Annotated in this window: 15 protein-coding genes; 7 read left to right on the top strand and 8 right to left on the bottom strand. The window is 60.2% G+C overall.

The genetic code is table 11. The annotated features are described in order from the left end of the window. Positions 1 to 257 precede the first annotated feature (257 nt). From EC9_RS23170 to msrB, 3 genes are all read right to left on the bottom strand, one after another. The gene (locus tag EC9_RS23170; protein ID WP_145348414.1) at positions 258 to 821 is read right to left on the bottom strand and encodes a DUF6580 family putative transport protein; all 564 of its coding nucleotides are present in this window, start codon (positions 819 to 821) and stop codon (positions 258 to 260) included. A 155-nt stretch (positions 822 to 976) separates the two neighbouring features. Next, positions 977 to 1,702, bottom strand: a complete 726-nt coding sequence (locus EC9_RS23165; RefSeq protein WP_145348413.1) for a hypothetical protein — start codon at positions 1,700 to 1,702, stop codon at positions 977 to 979. 195 nt (positions 1,703 to 1,897) lie between these two features. Then, entirely contained in the window at positions 1,898 to 2,425 is a 528-nt protein-coding gene (gene msrB, locus EC9_RS23160) for a peptide-methionine (R)-S-oxide reductase MsrB (protein ID WP_246105836.1), read from the bottom strand. A 177-nt stretch (positions 2,426 to 2,602) separates the two neighbouring features. Between msrB and EC9_RS23155 the strand changes: the two genes are divergently transcribed. After that, entirely contained in the window at positions 2,603 to 3,610 is a 1,008-nt protein-coding gene (locus EC9_RS23155; protein ID WP_145348411.1) for an ABC transporter ATP-binding protein, read from the top strand. Here EC9_RS23155 and EC9_RS23150 read toward each other — a convergent pair. The 3 genes from EC9_RS23150 to EC9_RS23140 form a co-directional block, all read right to left on the bottom strand. Further along, on the bottom strand, positions 3,591 to 4,493 hold the full coding sequence (locus EC9_RS23150; RefSeq protein ID WP_145348410.1) for a cysteine peptidase family C39 domain-containing protein: 903 nt from the start codon (positions 4,491 to 4,493) through the stop codon (positions 3,591 to 3,593). The genes EC9_RS23155 and EC9_RS23150 overlap by 20 nt on opposite strands. A gap of 960 nt (positions 4,494 to 5,453) precedes the next feature. After that, a complete protein-coding gene (locus EC9_RS23145) occupies positions 5,454 to 6,695 on the bottom strand; it encodes a hypothetical protein (protein ID WP_145348409.1) in 1,242 nt (413 codons plus the stop codon). A 76-nt stretch (positions 6,696 to 6,771) separates the two neighbouring features. After that, the gene (locus EC9_RS23140; RefSeq protein ID WP_145348408.1) at positions 6,772 to 10,320 is read right to left on the bottom strand and encodes a hypothetical protein; all 3,549 of its coding nucleotides are present in this window, start codon (positions 10,318 to 10,320) and stop codon (positions 6,772 to 6,774) included. A gap of 253 nt (positions 10,321 to 10,573) precedes the next feature. Between EC9_RS23140 and EC9_RS23135 the strand changes: the two genes are divergently transcribed. From EC9_RS23135 to EC9_RS23110, 6 genes are all read left to right on the top strand, one after another. Beyond that, a complete protein-coding gene (locus EC9_RS23135; protein ID WP_145348407.1) occupies positions 10,574 to 12,130 on the top strand; it encodes a UxaA family hydrolase in 1,557 nt (518 codons plus the stop codon). A 96-nt stretch (positions 12,131 to 12,226) separates the two neighbouring features. Next, positions 12,227 to 14,032 (top strand): hypothetical protein, encoded by a 1,806-nt coding sequence (locus EC9_RS23130; RefSeq protein WP_145348406.1) that lies wholly within the window; start codon positions 12,227 to 12,229, stop codon positions 14,030 to 14,032. A gap of 786 nt (positions 14,033 to 14,818) precedes the next feature. Further along, positions 14,819 to 16,576 (top strand): preprotein translocase subunit SecA, encoded by a 1,758-nt coding sequence (locus EC9_RS23125; protein ID WP_218934373.1) that lies wholly within the window; start codon positions 14,819 to 14,821, stop codon positions 16,574 to 16,576. Positions 16,577 to 16,640: 64 nt separating this feature from the next. Further along, complete coding sequence (locus tag EC9_RS23120) at positions 16,641 to 17,390, top strand: SDR family oxidoreductase (RefSeq protein WP_145348404.1); 750 nt, start codon at positions 16,641 to 16,643, stop codon at positions 17,388 to 17,390. Positions 17,391 to 17,619: 229 nt separating this feature from the next. Continuing rightward, positions 17,620 to 19,149: a HEAT repeat domain-containing protein gene (locus EC9_RS23115; protein WP_145348403.1), complete on the top strand. Its 1,530-nt coding sequence runs from the start codon at positions 17,620 to 17,622 to the stop codon at positions 19,147 to 19,149. A 366-nt stretch (positions 19,150 to 19,515) separates the two neighbouring features. After that, a complete protein-coding gene (locus EC9_RS23110; protein WP_145348402.1) occupies positions 19,516 to 20,802 on the top strand; it encodes an HD-GYP domain-containing protein in 1,287 nt (428 codons plus the stop codon). 44 nt (positions 20,803 to 20,846) lie between these two features. Here EC9_RS23110 and EC9_RS23105 read toward each other — a convergent pair whose 3' ends face one another. Further along, the gene (locus tag EC9_RS23105) at positions 20,847 to 21,476 is read right to left on the bottom strand and encodes a phosphopantothenoylcysteine decarboxylase domain-containing protein (RefSeq protein ID WP_145348401.1); all 630 of its coding nucleotides are present in this window, start codon (positions 21,474 to 21,476) and stop codon (positions 20,847 to 20,849) included. A gap of 4 nt (positions 21,477 to 21,480) precedes the next feature. Continuing rightward, the gene (locus tag EC9_RS23100) at positions 21,481 to 22,875 is read right to left on the bottom strand and encodes a DUF1501 domain-containing protein (RefSeq protein ID WP_218934372.1); all 1,395 of its coding nucleotides are present in this window, start codon (positions 22,873 to 22,875) and stop codon (positions 21,481 to 21,483) included. Positions 22,876 to 22,879 lie beyond the last annotated feature (4 nt).

Raw genomic sequence — 22,879 nt, 5'->3', positions numbered from 1 at the left:
CAGCCATCGAAGGCTCCGGCCGCGTCAATCAATTGCTAGCGCATTGACTCCGTCGCTAGCGATTCCATTATTATCAAATTGTTCTGTCACGTTTTGATTCTGGCCCCTAAGTGTACCGATCTTGCGCCGTTTTGCAACGGCGATTCGGAACCGATTTGCCGTAACTTGCAGCCTGCAAGTCGAACTGCCGGTGGAATCGTTGATCGGTCGCGCGCCGCAGCGACTCAGGGGACTAATTCAGTATTGGCATTTGACGCTCAATACTTGCGAGCAAATACCGGTTGCAGTGCTGGCTGCGTGCTGACCAAGCGGGTCAGTCGCGCTGGCCACTGGGATTGCGAGAATTCGTACGTTCCAAACAGGACGGCCGAATAGAGCAGATTTCCAATCAGGGTGTTTGTCAGGAAGGGGATCGCCATCGTGTAGCAGGCGATCAGCCCCGCTGCGGTCGGCGGATATTGACCGGCGAACCATACGCCAAGGTTGCTGGCCAGGAAGAAGACGATCGAGCTGGCGACTGCCGCGCCGCCGATCCGGGCTGCTGTGCGGTTTTTTGCTAGTCCTCGGCCGATCAACGCCGACGCGGCGATTCCCGCGTAGACCATGCAGAAGACGGCTGGGTTGTAGAAGCCCATGCCGGGCAGGCGGAAGACGTGTCCGATCACATCGCTTGCCAACATCGCTCCGATCGGAAGCAGCCATGCCGATCGGCCACGTAAATAACACCCTGCAAATAAGCCGATCGCGCCAACGCAAACGAGGTTTGGCGGGTGCGGCATCAGACGTGTCGCAGTGGCGATCAGAAAGAGGATGTAAAACATGGCTCAAAATCCGAGGGCTGCAGTATTATGTTTCGTTACGTAACCTCCCAGGCTATCTTCTGGCGAGCGTTTGAGCAACGCTGGAAACGACCGATTCGGTAGGATTCAGCACCGAATCGGTCGCGTTTGAGCCTGCAGGTACTTTGGACGCCGGCCTACGGGAACAAGAAGATCGCTCCGGTTGTCCACGCGGCTTGGTTTAGCACCGCGTCGCGTTGGTAGGGAGGGCGTTGCAGCAGGTTCGGTGCCCGGGTTCCAGGGCGGTAGTAACCCAAAGTGTGGTTGTATTCGCACGGGCGTTGAACCGTCATCAGGTAAGGCAAGGCGGGCAGGGTCGTGAAAAAGCGTGCCGCCGAGAGTGCCGGTTGCAGGCCATATTTCAGCTCATGTCCGTTGCGTTCAAGCATCGCGTCCTGGAAGTACAGCGGATGCGAAAAGGTGTTGGCAGCTTGCCAGTCGTACTTCGAATACGTCCAGTTGCCTCCACGGTCATACCCATCGGGCAGCGGGATGGTGGTGGTCATCACCAGATCCGCTTTGTTTTTGGGGGTCTGCCCGTTGCCGATGTCGGTCTGCTGGGTGGTGGGAGCGACCAGTGACGGCAGCTTCAATTGATTCCCTTCGACCGTGGGAAAGCGGTGTTCGCCGAAGATCGAATCTCCGGCCAGTTCCTTCACGTTTTTGATCCGATCCGCCTTCGTGCGAAGGTCTTTGGGCAGCGGATCTGCTGGGTCTTTTGCGTCGGCGCTCAGCGGAGCTTTCGTTTCGGGAGCCTCCTGGACCAGCATTCGGAAAGGCCCGGCGGCACCGGCGGTCGACGTAACAACCGCTGCCAGCAGGCAGCAGTTTCTGGCGGCTTTTGTGAACGGGTGAACAACCATTTCTCAGAATCCTTTCCGAACGAAGCATGCGAGCACTCCCGCTCGCTATCAATGGGTGCGCTTGCACCTGTGATCCCGAATGTTCTCATCGGGTCGCTCGCCCGAGCTGGATCAGTTGCAACGCATGGGCCTGCACATGCGGCAAACTTTGCCTGTCTGGACTCCCGCTTTTCGTAGCGTTCGCCTCGGTGGCGGCTATCGATCCGGTTGCGGTTCAGCAGCCGTTTCCTCCAGGCTGCTCCGCTCGTGAAATTTCAACGCCGCGCCATTCATGCAGAACCGCAGTCCCGTTGGTTGCGGGCCGTCGTTAAAGACGTGTCCGAGGTGTGCCTTGCAGCGTTTGCAGTGAACCTCGGTTCGCGGATACAGCATCTTCCAGTCGGTCTTGGTGCCGACGTTCCCCTCGCGGATCGGTTGCCAGTAGCTGGGCCAGCCGGTTCCCGATTTGAACTTGGTGGAAGAGTCGAACAGTGGCAGCCCGCAGACGACGCAGGTGTAGATGCCATCCTGCTTGCTGTCCCAATAGGGGCCTGTGAAGGCCCGTTCGGTGTCGGCCTGCTGTGTGACGCTGTATTGCATCCGCGTCAGTGTTTTGCGGAGTTCCCGCTTGGTTTTAGGAGTATAGGGTGGTGCGTGGGGGCCCCATTTGCTGTCGCTCGATTCAGCGGCGGATGCCGGCGACTTGGACTGACCGTCGTCGGCGCGACTTGTCAAATTGACCATGCTGAGGGTCCAGAGGGTGATGGCCACTGTGGTTGTGCCTGTCACCCACCGCCAGCGATTTTTCGATACGATCATGTCGCGGTCTCCCGTTTAAACAAATGCTCCACGCAGAATAGGGCTTTCTCTTATTCTATTGTCAGCATCAAGTGGTTCCAAACGAAACAAGGGCATTCTTCTATGGCGGGTCTCGCAATTCGCAAGCTTTGCAAGTCGTTTGCCGGCCGGATCGTCCTGGATCATTTGGACCTCTCGGTCGATGCGGGGCAGCTGTTGGTGCTTCTGGGGGCCAGCGGCAGTGGCAAGACGACGTTGTTGCGGCTGATCGCGGGGCTCGAAACGCCCGACGCGGGGGAGATCGCGATCGGCGGCCGCGCAGTCGGTCGGTTGTCACCTCGGCAACGCAACGTTTCGATGGTCTTTCAGGATTTTGCCCTCTATCCCCACATGAGCGTCGGCGAGAACATCGCCTTTCCGCTGCGGGGCCGCAAGTTTTCGAGCGCGCAGATCGCCACCAAAGTCGCCGACGTCGCGGAAAAACTGGGGCTTGAGGCGTTGCTCGATCGCCGACCCGATCAGATCTCCGGCGGCCAGCAGCAGCGGTTGGCCGTCGCTCGTGCCCTCGTCCGCGATTCCCAGTTGTTGTTGATGGACGAACCGTTGTCGAATGTCGATGTCCGGCGACGCGATGCGATGCGGAACGAGCTTCGCAGTCTGCAGCAAGAGTTTGCGTTGACGGTCCTTTACGTTACGCACGACCAGACCGAAGCGATGCTGTTGGGGGACCAGATCGCGGTGATCGATCGCGGTGTGATCCAGCAGGTGGCTCCGCCGGACGTGATCTACGATCAACCAGCGAATCGCTTTGTCGCCCAATTTGTCGGTTCCCCGCCGATGAATTTTATTCCCGACGGGCGAGTAGGACTGTTGGGCATCCGCCCCGAGGATCTCTCCTTTCGATCGGCTGGCGACGACGACTTGGAGATCGCTGGAGTCGTCGATGCCGTTCAGTGCCTCGGTTCGCACAACGTGGTCCATCTGCGGTCAGCGGGGGGGCGTATCGCGGTCATCGTCGACCGACAGCAGCAGCTGGAGGTTGGGCAGCAGTTGACGGCTTGTGTTGCCCGTTGCAGGTTGCATCGCTTTGCGACAAGCGACGGCGCGCGGCTCACGTCGCCGATGGGTTAACTGCGTTGGCCGCATAACGCTGGCCGCCCTGCAGGTAGATCGCCTCGCCGTCCCAGAGTTCTTTTAAGGTTTCCACATCCCACGACGAACGGCCGACCGCCGGATCGCCGACATCGAGTTGCCCCTCTGCATTCGGGCCGAAGACGACGATCACGTGCCCTTCGCCGCTGCGTCGACCGATCGTCCCCAGCAATTTCGATTTCCAATCGCGGCGTTGTTCGGGGTAGCGGACCATCACGATCGCGGGAAATTGGCCACTCTGAACAAATTCATCATACGAACCGCAAATCGCCCGCGGTTGATAGCCCGTCGTGTTGGCCACGTTGTAGACACCGCGATAGACACCCAGCGACGAGGTGCCGTCGCGACCTGTAAGGCACAGCGGGTTCATTGTCGCTTCGGTCGCCCACAGATGGTGGAACCGCAGCAGAGTCGCTGCCGCCGCCGGACCGCACGTCGAATCCTGCGTCTGCAGGCAGACGCCGTCGGACCACAGTGGCTCGGTCTGCGCGGTCTCGACCGGCCGAGCGTAGGGGCGGACGACCGGAGCCACCATGGCGGCAACCGCTAAGATGGCCGTCAATCCAGCGGCAACCCGATGGCCGGTTTGCGGAAGGTCGCAGATTCGCATCGCGACGCCAAACGCGGCAGCTAGCAGTAACGGTGTCGCGTTGGACCAGACGATCGTTGCTGAGGAATCGGGCAGCAGTTGCGCCCAAAATAGCCGATCGGCCAACAGTCGCTCGAACAGTAGAGCGGATAGGAGCAGTCCGCCGAAGAGCCAGTGGGCGGCTGGCGTGTTGCGAGTCGCGCGGTAGCTGGCCAGGGAGATAGCAAGGGAAACCAGCGTCATCGTTGCCAATGCTGTGGTTAAGTCCTGCATTTCAAAACCCCTATTGCGTCTACCCCGTTACCGTCGGAGTCGTTGTGTGTGTTAAGTTTCAGTTAACATCGCAAACGGCAAGCCGTAAAGGGTGAATCGCAACGAATTTCATGAAATGTTAACGGGCGGCGAAGGCGACGGCGTGCGATCGCTTCGTTTAGCCGCGTGCCCATCGGGCCGCGCTTTGCGTGTGAGTCTCGAGAATGCGCGACGCGCGGGGCGTTGCCGCCGCGGTGAAACGAAGTGGTGCAGATCGTTTAACCGCGTGCCCATCGGGCCGCGCTTTGCGTGTGAGTCTCGAGAGTGTGCGACGCGCGGGGCGTTGTCGCCGCGGTTAAACGAAGTCGTGCGGATCGTTTAACCGCGTGCCCATCGGGCCGCGCTTTGCGTGTGAGTCTCGAGAGTGTGCGACGCGCGGGGCGCTGCCGCCGCGGTGAAACGAGGTCGTGCAGATCGTTTAGCCGCGTGCCCATCGGGCCGCGCTTTGCGTGTGAGTCTCGAGAGTGTGCGACGCGCGGGGCGTTGCCGCCGCGGTTAAACGAGGTCGTGCAGATCGTTTAACCGCGTGCCCAACGGGCCGCGTTTTGCGTGAGAGTCTCGAGAATGCGCGACGCGCGGGGCGTTGCCGCCGCGGTTAAACGAAGTCGTGCGGATTGTTTAACCGCGTGCCCATCGGGCCGCGCTTTGCGTGAGAGTCTCGGGAATGCGCGACGCGCGGGGCGTTGCCGCCGCGGTTAAACGAAGTCGTGCAGATCGTTTAACCGCGTGCCCATCGGGCCGCGCGTTGCATGCGAGTCTCGAGAATGTGCGGCGCGCGGGGCGCTGCCGCCGCGGTTAAACGAGGTCGTGCGGATTGTTTAACCGCGTGCCCAACGGGCCACGCTTTGGGGGCGAGTCTCGAGAGTGTGTGACGCGCGGGGCGTTGGTGCCGCGGTTAAACGAAGCGGCCCGCCTGCCCTGCTACAGCTTTACCCGCTTGGGCGATTTCGCGTCGGGCTTCGTCTCGGTCGAGGTTTCGGGTGCCGGTGGAACCGCCGGTTTGTCGGTCGCGGGCAACGCGTCGTGCCACAGCTGTTCCGCTTGGATCTGTCGGCAATAGTGATCCGAGAAGGAATGATCGGTGCCACGATACTCACGCGATCCGCCTCGCATCCCAACGATCTTGGCGATCGGATCGTCGCCGACATCCAGGATCGTCGTTTGCAGCGGTAGCGGCGACAGCTCTTTGTCGTTCAGCGGGATCCCCGCGGCGATCCACGCGATCTGTTGTTCCGCCTGCTCGCGTCGCCCCAGCATCGCCATCGTGAACATCGCGTTGCGGGCGATGATGCAGCCCTGCGAATGCGTGATCAAGCTGATCGGTTCGCGCGCTGTCAGCAAAACGTAGGCCAATTGACGTGTCGTTGGATTTCCTTGTAATGTCTGGCCGTCGTCGAGCATCGCCTGCAATTGCTCGGCGTCCATCCGGTTCAGCTTGTTGAACACCGTTGCCGGCCATAATCGGTCGTGCAGGCATTCGCTGAGGTCGTCGGTTCCGTAGCCTTCGACATCTAAGCCCGAATGGTTTGGCGGTTCCATGAATGTGGGGTTATGCAGCAAATGGACGCGGCGGCCCAGTTGTTCGGCGATTTCGTCGGCCATCATGATCGCTTCGGCCTTCTTCGTCGTGATCCCGTTAACGAACCAGATCGGCGGACCGGGAAGGTCCTCGCGACGGATGATCGTCTCGGGAGGCTGCGTCAACAATTGAGCTAGCGTTCGATTCTGTTTGCCATACCACCACTGCTCGGGCAGCAGGTCGGTTCGCGATTGGGCGTTCACGCTTGGGGCGTCGCCGCCGCGCGACAGCGATCGTAGGATCACGTTGTCGGAATTGTCCAGCCAACGTTCGATGTCGTCCCCGGTGAGGTCGTCGACTCCCGAAGCCATCGCGTCCATCCACGCTTGTCGGCGTTGGTCGATCGCTTTTTGAGAGTCGTCGGGAAGGGTGCGGTAGATTTCCCGAGCCCCTTCGGTGACGATCGAAAACAGGCTCTCCAGCTTCTTCCGCGTCTGCTCTTTTTTCTCTTCGGTTTGGTTATCCGCAGCCGATTGAATCCGCTGGCGGATCGCGTCGAGAAAGCTTCCCTCCTGAGCGACGACCGGACGGTTGTTGCAGAGAATCGCAAGCAAAATGCACGTTGTCAGGCAGCGTGTGGACATCGGTCGGGCCTTCGGAATCGGTCAGCGGTTTCAAGAATACTGACCGGATTGTAACACGAAAACCATTTGGGTGGCGTTAGTTGTCGCCTCGGGAGATCGATCGCCGGAAGGCTTCGAAGGCGTCGCGATAGAGCGCCGGCGGAGCGACTCGCTGTCCCGATTCCCGCACGTCTCGCAGTGAGTCTTCGCGTTGGATCGTCTGCCGCGACTTGGAACTCGCCGGCGGGCGGATGCCCAGGCTTTCGATCTGTTCCAAGTATTCTTGTTTCGCTTTCTCGTCGCCGACCCGCCCCATTTCCTGAGCTTGCTGCCAGCGGTTGAGGAAGTTTTGCAAGTCCTGTTCGGTCCAGTTCAATTTGTCCAACAGTTCGGCGTCCGGTTCGGACTGCTTTTTCTTCAAGTAGTCCAGCACCAGATCGGTCGCTTTCTTGGCGTATTCCTGATTGATCTTTTCAGGCGGCAAGGCGGCGTCGGCACCTGCGCCATCGCCCATCTGGTCGCCTTGAGCTGCAGCTTCCGACGGCGGTGAGTCGGCCGATTTTCCTGGCTCTCCCTGTTTCCCGTCGGGACGTTTGCCCGGCTTGCCTTGGGGGTTGGACTTCGAATCGGACGAACCCGCCTTCGATTCGGTGGTCATCGAATCGTCGCCGCTCTCCCCTGCTTCGTCTCCCGATGGAGTATCGGTCTGGTCGGCCGGGTCGCTTGCTTCGCCCTTTCCCTTCCCTTTTTGATCGCCCTTCCCTTGGGAAGGTTTGGAGTCGGAGTTCGGGTCGGCGCCGGCATCGTCTTGTGGACCTGCATCGGTTCCGTCGGCCGGGTCGGAACCGGCCGGATCGGCAGCTTTTCCTTTCGCTTGGTCGTCGCCAGCCGGTTTGCCATCGGAGCCAGTCTGGTTTTCAGCCTCTTGGCCCGCCGTGTCGTTAGCGTCGTTCTTGCCATCGGTCGCGGGATCGGTTGCCGATGGCTTGTCGTCGGGCGCTTTGCCCTCGCCGGAGCCTTGATCACCCTTATCCGATTTGCCGTTGTTTCCAGTCTCCGGGTTGTTGTTGCCGCCGCTGGGTTTTGGCTTCGTTCCGTCTTGGGGCATCTGGCCGGAGTCGTTGCCTTGGTTTGGTTTGGCTCCTTCCCCTTGGTCGCCGCGCTCGCCCGGTTCACCTTTGGATGCGGCATCGCCGGCAGGCTTCGCGTCGGCCGGTTGAGGCTGTTTGTCCTTTTTGCCGCCAGCCCCTTCCGCTCCGTCGGCACCTTGTTCAGGTTTGCCGTCGCCGGAATCATCGCTCTCTTGATCGCTTGGTTTCTGAGAGCCCTGCTCTTGTTCAGCTTGCTGTTTCTGCATGTGTTCGCGGATCCGTTCCATGATCTCGCCATCGTGCAGCGGCCCGTCGTCCTGCGGTTCTTCGGCCCCCTCGCCCGCATCGCGCTGCGAACCGGAGCCGCCAGATTTGGAATCACCCGCGTTCCCCGCAGGCGGTTCGGAACCGTCGGCTTCGGCATCGGTTGCCTCGCCCTGTCCGGGCTCCTCGCCCGATTCCGATCGACTAGCCGACGCGTCGGGACTGCCCGCTTGGTCCCCAGGTTTGCCACCCGATTCGGGACCGCTCTCCTGCGTCATATCCGACGCCGAGGGATCGGACTTCGATTGCGACGGATCGTCTCCCGCTGGCGAATCGCCCGGTTTGTTGGAGCCCTTGTTTTCCGAATCCCCCGCAGCGTCGCCGCCGCCTTGATTTGGTTCAGTCCCCTCTTCGGAAGGCTTGTCCGAGGGCTTGCCCCCAGCGCCGTCGGACCCCGATTCGGAATCTTCCGATGGTTCTTGGTTCTCCCCTCCGGCTTCGCCTCCACCCGATTCACCTTTGCCTTTCCCTTCGGCTTGTTCTCCGGTCGAATCTCCTTGGCCGCCGCTGCCGCCACCTTCTCCATCCTGCTTGCCCGATCCGCTCGGATCGTCGGACTCGCGGTCGCTCTTCTTCTGCAAGCCGTCGCCATCGGCTTCGTCTTCGGCATCCTCAGGAGGAGCGACGATGTGCAATTCGATCGGTTCGGAAACCGTGCTATTGGGATCGGTCGTTTGGTTGCCCGGCATGTCGCGGTTATCGAACGCGCGGCATCGGACGGTCACCTTGTCGCCGGCGATCAGGTTCCAGTCCTCGCTGCGGAAGGCGGAGATCGATACCTGTTGGCCGATCAACGCTTCGGTCGATTCAAAGATCTTGCGAGTTCCCAGCAGGCGATCTCCCTTGCGAATTTCGAACTCCATTCGCGACAGGCCAAAATCGGGGTCCAAGGCATGGACCTCGATCAGCTGTTCCATTCCGATCGGCAGGTCTTTAGGAGATTGATGCGGGACGATGATCGAGACCTCGGGGCTCAGATCGGCCGCAACCTTAACTGGGTAGATCACCGGGGCCGCGTTGGTCAGCCCTTGAGCATCTTCGACGACGATCCGGTAGCTCTCGATCGCCACGACGCCCCGCTCTTCCTCCGCTCGACGCAAGACCCACGATGTGCTCATCGACATCTGGTCGTCGGCGATCTCCATCGCTTTGACGCCGCCGGTCGCTTGCCAGATCGATCCGATCCGTTTTGGATTGAATTCGATCTTCGCTTTGGCGATCGGCAGGTTCGACTGAGCCACGACGGTGACCGCGGTCCCTTCTAAACCATCGATCGCGCCGCGGTTGTTGCTGCGCGACGGCAGACGCGTGTAGGCAGCCGGTTGATATTGAACCGATCCGATCGAGACGATGGGAACCGCTTCGACTTTGATTTCGAAAGGGCCACGCCGCGCGTCGCCGGCGACGATCCAGTACTGGGTGTCGTGCCGGATTCCGTCGCCACTAGCCCCTACGGTGGCTGTGAATTCTGTCTCTGTCGCCTGCATGACTTCGCGATGAGCGATCGAGCCTTGAGTCGTTTCGACCCAGGCCTGTTGGTCCGGCTTGAGTCCATCGATTTCGGCGGTGATCGTTAGCGAAGTTCCTTCGGCAACTTGGGTGTCTCCCGGCGTGACGGCTCCGATCCGAACGCTTGTCGGCGCTTCGATGCTCGCCAGCGGCATCATCAACCGCTGGACCGATTGGACTGTGTTTTTGGGAGATGCGATCGCGTAGATCAGCAGCATCGCGATCAATGCCAGTAGCGAACCGCTGAGCAGAGTGATTTGTTTTTCCGAAGCCAGTGGATCGGATTGCGGATCGGCCAAGCGGCGAGCCGCGTGCGACGCGACACTGCGGACGACGACGCCTCGCAGACCGGGGATCTCGCGATCGGTTCGCAATGTCAGATAGCTGAGCAGGCTGTGGTGCAGTTGCGGGACGCGGCGTTCCAGCGACTGAGCTGCGTATTCGGGGTGGATCGAATGCCGAAGCAGGGGCACGATTCGGATCGTAAACCAAGCGATCGACGCGGCGGCGAGAACCAGCCAGACCAGCGTTCGCAGGACCGCTCCGGCTTGGAAGATCCATTGGTCGGCGATCGCCCACGCGATCAAAGCGGCCAACATTCCGACCGCCCAGATCAGCACCGCCGTCAGCAATTCGCGACGCCACAGCACTCGCCGCGCGTTCTCGATATGCTCGGTAATGATCGCGTCGCCGCGATCGGTCGTTGCTGCGGCAGTGGCCATAGGGGCGATGGTCTCGGGAATGCGTTGGGGAAAAGGGACGCCGGGCGACGCTACCTTATTATAGATTCCCCTGGCCCGAGGGCGAGCCAGTTCCGGCGACGGGGCAAGAATCGGGCCTGGGGGCTCCGAATTCTGATCGCGAAGGTTTATTCTAACGGCCTGGACAGTCCTCATTCTTCACCATCGATTCTCGGTCGATCGCCGTTGTCCCAGCAAATTGCTTGTGCAACGCGATCCCGGAGCTGCACACTGCATGAACAAAGTATCTTTCGTACAACTCAGCCCCAGCGACAATGTCGTCGTTGCGATTTCGGAACTTGCCCCTGGCCACATCCTCGAAGTGGGGGGCGAATCGGTTGCAACGGTTAACCGGATTCCGGCGGGGCACAAAGTTGCCGTCCGCGCGATCAAGCAGGGCGAAGCTGTCTATAAGTTTGGTTCGCAGATTGGGAGTGCGACAGCGGATATCGCCGCGGGCGAGCACGTTCATTCGCACAACTTGCAGCACAAGCACGATGTGATCACCGAGGTGCCATCGACCGATCCCCCCGCCGCACCGGCGAAGTTGGAGCGGACGTTCGAGGGTTACGTCCGTCCTTCGGGACGCGTCGGCACGCGGAACTACATCGCGGTGATCTCGACAGTCAACTGTTCCGCTTCGGTCTCGCAGTTTGTCGCTCGACGTTTCGAAGGAGACGCGTTGGCCGATTATCCCAACGTCGACGGCGTCTTTGCGGTCACGCACGAGACGGGGTGCGGAATGGGCTACGCGACGCTTCGTCACGAGATGCTCAGTCGCGTGTTGGTCGGTGCCGCGCGGCATCCCAACGTCGCCGCCTGTGTCTTGATCGGACTCGGTTGCGAACAGGGATCGATGGGCTATCTGTTCGAAAAGCATGGCATCGTTCCGCTGCATGCTCCCGACGGCGAAAAACTGACGCGCGACAAAGGCGATGCGATCCCTGTGCTGACGATGCAGGACGAAGGTGGCACGCGAAAGACGATCGAACGCGCGGTCCAGATCGTCAAGGATCTGTTGCCCGTCGTGAACGCCAACCGCCGCGAAACGGTTTCGGCCAGCGAATTGAGTGTCGGTTTAGAGTGTGGTGGTTCGGATGGTTATTCGGGAATCACCGCCAATCCGGCCGTTGGTTGTGCGGCCGACCGAATCGTTGCCAGCGGCGGGACGGCGATGCTGGCTGAGACGAGTGAGATCTATGGTGCAGAGCACTTGTTGGTGCAGCGGTCGCGCAGTCCCGAAGTTGCGTTGGCGTTGATCGAACGGATCGAATGGTGGAAGGAATACGTCGGCATGTTCGGCCTGGAATTGGATAACAATCCTTCGGTCGGCAACAAGGCGGGCGGGCTGACAACGATCGCGGAGAAGTCGTTGGGAGCGGTTGCCAAAGCGGGCTCGACGGCGCTCGAAGCTGTCTATCAATACGCCGAACAGGTTCACCAAAGGGGCTTGGTCGTGATGGACACTCCCGGTTTTGATCCGGCCAGCGTGACCGGGATGGTCGCCGGCGGAGCGAACATGATCCTGTTCACCACTGGCCGCGGCAGCTGTTTCGGTTGCAAGCCGACGCCCTCGATCAAGATCGCTACCAATACCGCGATGTACGACCGGATGATCGAAGATATGGATCTCAATGCCGGCACCGTCGTCGAAGGATCGACTGTCGATCAGGTCGGGGAAGAGATCTACAACAAGATCCTGGCGGTCGCCAGCGGCGAAAAAACGAAAAGCGAATTGGCTGGGATCGGCGATTACGAGTTCATCCCTTGGACCGTCGGCCCGACGCTGTAGCGGACCGGTATGCTAGAATGACTCGTAGCCTCGCGGTCGTGATCGAGGTTGCGAGTCTCCCGTGCGGACAAATCCCCGAGGTGAGTTATCTGTCGTTTGCAATCGCCCCGCCGGCCGCAAGCTGTCGCGTTCCGCAAGCTGTTTCCCTGCGGAACGCTGCTTGTTGCCTGGATGCTGTGCAGTCCCTCGCTGGCGGTTGCTTGGCAGCCATCGTCGCCGCAGTTTGAACAACGCGATCCCGATGCGATTCACTTCCGCAAGCATCTGGATCGGATCGCCCAGGCGGCGGATCCAGCGGACGCCGAAGCGATCGCCGGTTGGATGTTGCCGCACCGCGACGACCAGCAAGTCGTCTACTTTCTATCTAGCGAGCCGCCGACGCCATCGCCGTTGACGACGCTGCGGCAGAAGCGAGCGGAGAATCTGTTGCGGCACGCCGCTGCGGCTGCCGAAGCGGATGACCTGCAGCTGGGTTATCAAATGTTCTGGCAAGCCGCTCGCGAAGACCCTCGCAATCCGAGCGTCTTGCGAGCGTTGGGGCTTCCCGCCGACGGCGAAGTTCCGATTACGGTCCGTCCCGGTCGCAACGCCGATCGCCAACTGAACTGGCCCGCCCGATCGTACCTGCAGGTTTTGACGCCTCACTTTTTGATAGATGCCCGCTGCGATCGCGAGCAAGCGATCGAATTGGCGCAGCGGCTGGAGCGGGTTTATTGGCTCTGGACTCAGGTCTTTTATCCGCTGTGGGAAAATCGGGGTTCGATCCAACAGACGCTCCGCGGCCAGGGGCGGTTTGAATCGCGGATCAGCCGCCATCGTGTGGTCCTGTTCGCTAATCGGCAGGAATACATCGACACGTTGTCAAAGGAGACTCCGGGGATCGAGCGGTCGACCGGCTTCTATTCCAATCATGTAAAGATCACGTTCCTGTATGCCGGCCAAGATGCCGATTTGCAGACGCAGTACCACGAGCTGACACATCAATTGATCGGCGAGGCGTCGCGGATGCGCGTCTCTCCCGACGTCGGGCTGCCGAGCGATTTCTGGGTTGTCGAGGGAATCGCCAGCTACATGGAATCGCTCTACCTGCACGACAGCTACGCCACCGTGGGTGGTTGGGAATCGTCGCGTTTGCAGTTCGCTCGCTATCGCGTTCGCGGACTCGGTGAATCGATGCCGCTGCAGCGATTGGTCGGGCTCGGTCGCGACGCGGTCCAACAGTCTCCCGACATCGCCAGTTGGTATTCGTATGCCGCCGCCTATTCGCATCTCTTGATGGACGGCCCGCACCGCGAGGCGTTCTTGGACTATGTTCGCAGCGTCTATGAACAACCAGCCAAATCGCGGACCCTGCCCGACGTCGACCTCGCCGATTTTCTGAACGTAACCAGCGACGACGTTCGCATGTTGCGGCCCGGCACCCAGTTGCAAGAACTCTGTCTGACCAACACGCAGGTCGACGAATCTGCCACCGCATCGCTGGCCGATCAACAGCAACTCACCTGGCTCGACCTCTCGCGGTTGCCGCTGACCGACGCCTCGTTGGCACCGTTGGTTCGCAGCAACCCGAGTCTCGATCAATTGTCGCTGGAACGAACCGCCGTCAGCGACGCGACGATGTCAGCGATCCCCGGCCTGTTGGCCTTGGAGGAGCTGGACCTGACGCTGACTCCGGTCACCGACGCTCACGTCACAGCGTTGGTTGGATTGGAAAAGCTGGAAACGCTGTGGCTCACCGCAACACAAATCACCGACGCCTCGGTCGACGTGATCGCTAGGTTGCCATCGCTCCGCCAAGTCGATATGCAACGGACCGCCGTCACCCCCGCCGCGATCGAATCGCTCCGCACCGCACGCCCCGAGCTAACGATCAACCCCCTACAAATCGTCGCCGCACCGTAATTGCACCGGATCGTGCAAAACGTCGGCCGTTCAAACCTAAACGAAGCCGCGGTAGCGGGAGTAGCTGTAAAGCCGCGGCCGCGGCGGCCGTAGGTAACGATAGCCGCAGACTGGAACGAAGCCGCGGTAGCGGCGGTCGTCGGTAGCCTACGGCGTCAGCCGTAGGAGTTGTGGTTGGCGTCTGAAACACAGAGCCCCGGGAGGGGCGGAAGACCCGAACGCTGTCGCCCCTGCCGGGGCTTTGTATCGTTGGTGGCTTGCGATCCTGCGGCTTGCGCCGCAGGCTTTATGCGATCGCCGGCTCCGCGGCTTTCCCGGACGCGGTGGCTTCCGGCTTACGGCGACTGACGCCGCCAGCAATTCTTGTGTCGGCCTCCGGCCTGAAATTGCCCAGCGTTTGCAATTCACTGGCGCCGGGTGCACTGGCTTCTGCCAGTGCTTCCCAATCGAAGTCCCAGGGTTGGCACGACCGATGGTATTGCCAACGCCATTCAACAATACGTGAGTGGTAAACGTTTCCAGCGTTGGATTACGGTTCGATCTGTAGAGTCTGGGGACTTCGGCATGAATGCACTGGCAAGAGCCAGTGGCACCCAGTCCCTTCTCTTCGCACAACCCAATCAACCAGCACAATCGATCGGCGAGTTGCCGACAGGACGTTCCGCTCGCTCCATCCCATGCGTGTGACAGGTATCATGGAGAAGACCTGTTTGTTTCATTCATCGGAGCGTTGCTGTGAGTGCAGGTTTCTGGATCCTCCCCAATCTCGATCGGGCTTGAAAAATCGTGTTCTCTCCGTTGGCTCAGCCGTTGATCGCGCTCGACCGCAGCGAAGTGCAGCGCCAGCTGAGTCGAGCGGATGAGGCGATCCGAGCGGAGTTGGGATTTGGTTTGCGAGCCAACCAGTTCCAGGTCAGCGAAAAATTGTTGACCCGTTCGATCACCGAACTGGCGACCGGCGAAGGGAAGACGCTGGCAGCGGTCCCGGCGATCTCGCTGCTGGCAAGACACAGCGATGGCGTGCTGGTCTGCACGGCGAACGACTATCTGGCGCAGCGCGATGCGAATCTGTTGAGTCCCGTTTTTCAGCGGTTGGGCCTTTCCTGCGGCGTCGTCGCCGCCGGCGTCAGCGGTGACGATCGCCGTGCCGCCTACCGATGCGACATCACCTACGGCACGATCCGAGAATTCGGCTTCGACTACCTTCGCGACTGCCTTACGCAGCGTCAGCAGCCCGCGGCCGATCTGCTGCAGCGGCCTCCGCAAACGCTGCTGGTCGATGAAGCGGACAGCTTGTTGATCGATGAAGCGACGTCGCCGTTGATCATCAGCGGATCGCAAGCCGGCGCGGGACCCGCCACGGAAGCTGCCTACCGCTGGGCCGCCGACGCATCTCCAGTCTTCGAAGCGACTCGCGATTACTGCGTGATGCCCGACACTGGATTGGTTGCGTTGACAGCGGCAGGCCGCGCTCGAGTCTATCGGCAAGCGATGCCGCCGGCGATGAATCCGCTGGCGATGACCGACGTCTTGCATGCGATCGAACGTGCGATTTATGTAAACGTTCACTTCCACCGCGACAAGCACTACCTGGTCCGTGATGGAAAGATCGTGATCGTCGATGAATACACCGGTCGAACGGCAGACGGGCGTTCTTGGAGCGGCGGAGTGCAGCAGGCGATCGAAGCACGCGAGAAGTTGGCTTTGACGAACGAGACTCGGCCGATCGCTCAGGTGACGGTTCAGGACTTTGTGCAGCGGTTCCCCAAATTGAGTGGCATGACGGGAACGGCGATCGAATCGCGTCGCGAGTTCCAGACAGTCTATGGATTACAGGTCGCGAAAGTTGCCTCGCACTCTCCTTCGCAGCGCCAGACGCTGCCGGAGATCGTTTGCCGCAACCAAACGGAGAAGTGGGACGCGGTGGCCGGCGAGACGCAGCAGATGTTGCGAGCCGGCCGAGCGGTGCTGATCGGAACGCGAACGGTCGAGCAGTCGCAGCGATTGGCCGATCGGCTGCGACGCGACGGCATCGAATCGGAAGTGCTCAATGCGACCAACCCCGAACGCGAAGCCGAGATCATCGCCGCGGCGGGGCAATCTGGACGCGTGACGGTGGCGACGAACATGGCGGGGCGCGGAACCGATATCCGGCTGGCCGATTCGGTCCGCGATGGCGGCGGTCTGCACGTGATCGGTACCGAATTGCACTCCGCCGCGCGGATCGATCGCCAATTGGCGGGCCGCAGTGGGCGCTGTGGCGATCCAGGATCGTACCGGCAGTTCATGGCGGCCGACGACGAAATCCTGCACGCTGCGTTTGGAACGACGCGGTCTGCGGCGATCGCCGATCAGGCGGCGTCTGCTAATATGAACGCAAACCTCTTTCGCAAAGCTCAGAAATTTGTCCAAGCTCGCGGCGTGGAAGATCGCAGCGCGTTGGCCGCTCGTAATCAACAACTGGCGACGATGTACCGATCGCTGGGACTCGATCCGGTCTTGGATCGGTTCGCCGCCAATTCACCCGAATTGGAAAACGCGTGATCGCGAAGGCCAGCAAGGCGAAGATCGATGAAGAGCTTAGCAACCGATGCACACAGGAAAACGGATGACAGAGAAAAAGATCGCGATCGTGACGGGAGCCGGTTCGGGGATCGGACGCCACGTCGCCATCGCTTTGATGGAAAACGGATACCACGTCGTTCTGGCGGGACGCAATCGCGAGACGCTCGACGAGACAGCGGGCTTGGGGCCCGAAGGATCTGCGTCGGTAATCCCGTGCGATGTGTCCGACGCCGATTCGGTCGGCAGTCTGTTCGCCGAAACGGTCGAGCGACTTGGGCGATTAGATCTGTTGTTCAACAACGCCGGCATCAACGCTCCAAGCGTGCCGATGGATGAATTGACGATCGATCAATGGCAGCAGGTGGTCGACGTGAATCTGACAGGCGTGTTCTTGTGCACTCGGGAAGCGTTTCGCGTGATGAAAAATCAGACGCCTCAAGGAGGCCGGATCATCAACAACGGATCGATCTCGGCTCACGTTCCCCGTCCGCAATCGATCGCTTACACCGCGACAAAACATGCGGTGGCGGGGATCACAAAATCGACGGCCCTCGACGGTCGGCCGCACAACATCGCCTGTGGTCAGATCGATATCGGCAACGCGGCGACGGAGATGACACGCCGGATGGAACAGGGCGTTCCGCAAGCCGACGGAAGCCTGAAGGCCGAACCGACGATGGACGTCCGCGAGATCGGCCGAGCGGTTCTCTATATGGCCAGCCTTCCGCTGGACGCCAACGTCCTGAACATGACCGTCATGGCGTCGGCGATGCCGTACGTCGGCAGGGGCTAGAAAAGCCCAGCGGTCGCGGAACCACGCAGCAATGGTTTGTCGTGGATTTTTCCGTGCGATCCGACGCTGCAGGGGTCCTAAACGAAATGGATCGGCTGCGGTATGCTTAGACCTGCGTGATTGCTGGCGAACCCGACATGCCTTTGGGCACAAAATGCGACGGGGTTTGGGCCGGGCGGTCCGCGAGACATCTGTGTCCTCCGATCCTTCTAGCTTGTGGCGTTGCCCCGTGTCCGATAACTCTGAACTTATCGAATTTCTGATCGGCCCTGGCGTCGACCCTGCCGAGTCGGCGCAGTATATCCAATCGCTGCACCAAGCGCCGGTCGAATCGATCGAGATGATCCTGCGATCGTTGATCAACAACCTGGAACCGATCGTCGCCGACAAACCGGGCGTGATCGATGGCCTGCTGCGGTTGTTGCAATCGAATCTGCTGCGTCAGCCGAGCGAAGAGGCGGAGACGCTCGATTCGGATCTGATCGTCGCCTTGTACGAGAACCTGCCCAAGGAATTGGGGACTCGTTTTTTGTTGCTGCACGCGTTGGCGATCGCTCGCGGGCCCGAGCATCTGCAAGCGTTGGCTGAACTGTTGGTCGAGGATGCTCCGCAGAACTGGATCCAAGTGGGTCTGGTCCTCAGCCCGCTGTTCCAACACGCTGGCTGGGATGTCGATTCGATGTTCCCTCGCGTTTTGGACGCGATTCAAAATCTCGCCGTCGCTGGCGGTATCTTGGATCTAGCAAACCATCTGTTTCGGTCGGGACAAACGAAGCGGCATCGATGCGTCGATCGCAGCGATGATCTGATCCCGTTGCTCGGAGCGTTGGTCGCTCAGTTGGAACAAGTCGAAAAGAATCCGAAGGCGTTTGGCGACACGCCCGAACAGGTCAATCAGGTTCTCAGCGAAGCGATCGCGCTGATCGTTTCGGTCTGCGACGCGTTGGCGTTGATCGGAGTTGATCGCGCGATTCCGCAATTGAAGCTGGCGATGGAGTTGTCGCATCGGCGAATCCAAACCGAAGCGGCTGGCGCATTGGCTCGGCTGGAACAAGAAGAAGGGATCGACCGGCTGATCGAATTGGCAGCCGAACCGTCGGCGCGACTCCGCGTGTTGGCTTATGCGGAAGAGTTGGGACTGGAAGATAAGATCGACGATCAGTATCAAACGGCTGCCAGTCGCGCTGAATCGGAACTTGCATTGTGGTTAGCTCAGCCTGGCCAGATGGCGGTCCCGCCGAGTCGCATCGAATTGTTGGATCATCGTTTGCAGTTCTGGCCCGGATTCGACGATCCGATCGACTGCTTCCTGTTCCGATTCGACTATCACTTCGCCCAAGGCGACTTCAGCAACCTAGGGATCGTCGGGCCGATGGTTCACGCTTTTTCAGCTGACATCACGCACTTGCCTGTCGAAGAGGCGTATGCCGCATTTGCCGGATGGCAAGCCGAACACGAAGACATCTACGTTGTGGGGACTGAGCATTGGAACGCGGCTCAACGGCGAGTCGCCGACGTGTCGGTGAAAGAACTGGAAGAGAAAGGCTACGAAGCGGTCACTCCCGAATTCCTCGGCTTCTTCCTCGGCGAACACGCTGTTGTCGCATTAGCTTCGAAAGACGGGGCGATCGGTGTCTGTGTCTACGATGGTCTTGAGTTGGTGTGGTATCCCACATCGGGGCGGATGCGTCCGCTGACCGCTCAGGATGTCTGGCAGATCTACATGGGCCGAAAGATCCTGCGGACCTTTAATACGTGATCGCCGATCGGATTTAATCGGGCTGTTCTCTGCACGTCTTGATGGACGCCTTTCGCTCCGCGAAAGTGCGTGCGGATAAGGCGCACTTTCGCGGAGCGAAAGGCGACTGACGGGCCGGCTGTGTCCAGGTCGTTGCTCGTCGCGATCTGCGAATTCGCTGCGATACTTCGATCTGACACAATCGGTTTGTCCGGCGCACTCCTTAATTTTTTCTCTCCACAGCTGGGCAATTCCGGCTTGACGCCGAACGCTGACGACCCGGCGTTACAACCGGTTGTAGACTTCGGTTGAGAAATCTTTTCCCTGCGATGCCCCCGCCGACCGTTCGAGATTCCGATTTAAGGCTCTTTTGAGATAAGTCACGCTATGGCCGATTCAGCTCTCGCTTCGCGCACACGTTGCACCGACGATCCACAATTCGATCCCGACGCACTCATCCAGCAAGTCGAGAGTCTGGAGCAGGAGGTTCAGTCGTTGACCGAACAGGTCACCCGCGATTTTGAAGAATTGGCGTTGCTGCAATCGCTAGCCGTTTCGATGGAGCTGCGAACGTCGACGCCCGAACCGATGGCGCTGATGCTCGACTTCTTGCCCAAGCTGCCACTGTCGACGATGTGCCAAGCGGTTGCCTTGGTCCCGAACATCGAAATGTTTGCCGATCACAAGCCGAACGAAGGCAATGCGTTTACATTGTGGAGCGGCGATCCGTTGGTCGAAGACGACGTCTGCCGAAAGATCATCGCCACCTACGGCGAAAACGCGAAGGTCGATCCGGTCGTGATCAACGACCTGGCCGCAGATCAGATCGACTCGCGAATCCGCGATATCATCCTTGTCGAAATCCGGCACGCCGATCGCTTGGCCGGTTGGCTGATCGCGTGCAATCACGTGAAACCTGCGGGAACTCTGCCCGGAGTTCGCGACGGCTTTACGACGATCGAAGCGAATCTGATCCTGACCGCCGGATCGATCCTGGCAACTCAATTGCACAACACGCGGTTGTTGCGACAGAAAGAGCAGCTGTTCACCGATGTCGTCCGCGCAATGGTCAACGCCGTCGAAGCACGGGATGATTACACGTGCGGTCACAGCGAACGGGTCGCTCTCTTTGCGAAGGAGTTGGCACGCGAAGCCGGTCTCACCGTGACCGATTGCGATCGCATCTACCTGACCGGCCTGCTGCACGATGTTGGTAAGATCGCCGTTCCCGATGCGGTCCTCCAGAAACCGGGGCTGTTGAACGCCGAAGAGCGGAGCGTGATCGAAACCCATCCCGACGTCGGCTGGCGGATTTTGTATCCGTTGGTCAATCAGCTGTCGGAAGTTCTCCCCGGCGTTCTGTTCCATCACGAACGGATCGATGGCAAAGGTTATCCCGACGGGCTTGTCGGCGAAGAGATCCCTTTGGATGGACGGATCTTGGCGATCAGCGACGCCTACGACGCGATGACCAGCGATCGACCGTACCGAGGCGGGATGCCTCAGGAGAAGGCGGAAGAGATCCTTCGCAGTGGCGCCGGAACGCAGTGGGATGCCGACCTGATCGGTCACTTCTTCGACGCCATGCCGCGGATGGTCGCGATCCGCGAAAGCTACAACCGCCGCGAACCACAGGCGCGCCAACACGGTTCCTACATGCCTGTCGAAGGCTAACCCGAACACTGCGTCTGATCCGTTCAAGCGTCGCGAAAACGGTTTTAACGGATCAAGCGCGCGTCGATCACGTCCAAGATCCCACGAGCCACTTCCAGCTTCGAGCCCGAAATCTGCTCGAGCAATTGACCTTCGGTGTCGATCAGGTCGACTTGGTTTTCAGCTGAATCGATCGCTTCGGGGCCATTGCTGACCATCAGGTCGCAGTGCTTCTTTTCCAGTTTCACGATCGCCCGGAAGTGCCGATCCTGCGTCTCTAACGCAAATCCCACGACCCATTGATCGCTCCGCTTGCGTTCGCCGAGGGTGGCGACGACATCGGGAGTCTCGACCAGATTCAGTTGCAGCGGCTTGCCCGTTTTGGAGATCTTCTCCGTTTCCACCTGCTGAGGCTGGTAATCGCAAGGTGCCGCCGCGCCGATCGCACCATCGCACTGCTGGAACTCGCGGTGAGCGACTTCCAGCATCTGTTGCGTGGTCAGGACGTCGATCACTTGGGCTGCTGCCGGATAGGTGACGCTAACGGGCCCGCTGACGACCACGACCTGGTGGCCTAAATCGAGTGCGGCTTGGGCCAACGCAGCCCCCATCCGTCCGCTCGATGCATTGGTCAGATAGCGGACAGGGTCCAGGTACTGTCGGGTCGGCCCCGACGTGATCAATATTTTGGCCATTCTTTTACGCAAACAACTCGGTCACAACACGGCCCGCGACATCGGTCAAGCGGAAGTCGCGACCGGCATATCGATAGGTGAGCCTTTGATGATCGAGCCCCATTAAATGCAAAATGGTAGCGTGCAAGTCGTGCATGTGAACCCGATCCTGCTGTGAATAATAACCGAATTCGTCGGTCTCGCCATAGCTGGTCCCACCTTTCACGCCGCCACCGGCCATCCACATCGTGAAGCCTTGCGGATTGTGGTCGCGGCCGTTGGCGCCCTGCACGACCGGCGTGCGGCCAAATTCGCCCCCCCAGACGATCAGCGTCTCCTCCAACATTCCCCGCTGCTTGAGATCTTGAATCAAACCGGCGACCGGTTGGTCGGTTTTCAGAGAGTTCTTCTCGTGTCCGCTCTTCAGGTTGCTGTGTTGATCCCAGACGTTGCCGGTCGAGACCTGAATGAAACGGACTCCCGCTTCGGCCAGCCGCCGCGCTAACAGACAACTGCGGCCGAAGTTATCGGTCGGTTGTTTGCCGACGCCGTAGAGGTCCAATATGTGTTGAGGTTCTTCGTCAAGCGACAGCACCTGCGGCGCGGCCTGCTGCATCCGAAACGCCAACTCATACGATTCGATTGCCCCTTCGATCTGCTGGTCCTGGCCAGCCCGATCCAAGTGGCGACGGTTGAGCGTTTGCAGCAAGTCCATCTGCCGGTGCTGTTCCGTTGCGGAAAGATCGGCGCGATTCAGGTATTTGACCTGCGCGTCCCCCAGCTTGCCGTTGCTGCCGATCGCTGTCGCTTGGTGGATCGCGGGAAGGAAAGCGGTTCCATAGTTCCTCGGGCCGCCGTGACCGGTACTGGGGGCGAGGGCGACAAACGACGGCAGGTCTTCGTTTTCGCTTCCCAGTCCGTAACTGAGCCACGATCCGACCGACGGCCGGACGAGGTTGTCGCTGCCGGTGTTCAGCATGCTGACCGCTTGGCCATGCGATTGCCCACGGCTGTGCAGCGATTTGACGATGCACATCTCATCGAGATGTTTGGCCGTGTGCGGCATTAATTCGCTGCACCACAGTCCGCTCTGGCCATGCTGCTTGAATTTCCACGGGCTGCCCAACAGCTTCAGCTTGGCGTCGATCGCTGTCGTCGGCAGATCGTACGGCAGGTCCTTTCCGTCGTCGGCTTGCAGACGCGGCTTGTAATCAAACGTGTCGACGTGGCTGGGGCCGCCGTGCATGAACAGGAAGATCACGCGGCGGGCGCGGGGCAGATGATGTGTCAACTGTTGAGCCATCGGCCCGCTGGGAGCGGCCGCTTGCGCCTGACGTGTCATCAAATCGGCGAGGGCCAGCGAACCGAAGCCGCATGCCGAAGCCGAAAGCATCTGTCGTCGCGAGGTTACGTTTTTCATGGTC

The organism is Rosistilla ulvae, assembly GCF_007741475.1.
Classification (GTDB): Bacteria; Planctomycetota; Planctomycetia; order Pirellulales; family Pirellulaceae; genus Rosistilla; species Rosistilla ulvae.
Note: the sequence above shows the minus strand (reverse complement) of the source record. Positions and strands in the feature narration are given on the sequence as shown.

Coding starts and splice junctions, on each gene's coding strand:
- EC9_RS23170 (WP_145348414.1), bottom strand. CDS start 821: ATGTTTTACATCCTCTTTCTGATCGCCACTGCGACACGTCTGATGCCG.
- EC9_RS23165 (WP_145348413.1), bottom strand. CDS start 1,702: ATGGTTGTTCACCCGTTCACAAAAGCCGCCAGAAACTGCTGCCTGCTG.
- msrB (WP_246105836.1), bottom strand. CDS start 2,425: ATGGTCAATTTGACAAGTCGCGCCGACGACGGTCAGTCCAAGTCGCCG.
- EC9_RS23155 (WP_145348411.1), top strand. CDS start 2,603: ATGGCGGGTCTCGCAATTCGCAAGCTTTGCAAGTCGTTTGCCGGCCGG.
- EC9_RS23150 (WP_145348410.1), bottom strand. CDS start 4,493: ATGCAGGACTTAACCACAGCATTGGCAACGATGACGCTGGTTTCCCTT.
- EC9_RS23145 (WP_145348409.1), bottom strand. CDS start 6,695: ATGTCCACACGCTGCCTGACAACGTGCATTTTGCTTGCGATTCTCTGC.
- EC9_RS23140 (WP_145348408.1), bottom strand. CDS start 10,320: ATGGCCACTGCCGCAGCAACGACCGATCGCGGCGACGCGATCATTACC.
- EC9_RS23135 (WP_145348407.1), top strand. CDS start 10,574: ATGAACAAAGTATCTTTCGTACAACTCAGCCCCAGCGACAATGTCGTC.
- EC9_RS23120 (WP_145348404.1), top strand. CDS start 16,641: ATGACAGAGAAAAAGATCGCGATCGTGACGGGAGCCGGTTCGGGGATC.
- EC9_RS23110 (WP_145348402.1), top strand. CDS start 19,516: ATGGCCGATTCAGCTCTCGCTTCGCGCACACGTTGCACCGACGATCCA.
- EC9_RS23105 (WP_145348401.1), bottom strand. CDS start 21,476: ATGGCCAAAATATTGATCACGTCGGGGCCGACCCGACAGTACCTGGAC.
- EC9_RS23100 (WP_218934372.1), bottom strand. CDS start 22,875: ATGAAAAACGTAACCTCGCGACGACAGATGCTTTCGGCTTCGGCATGC.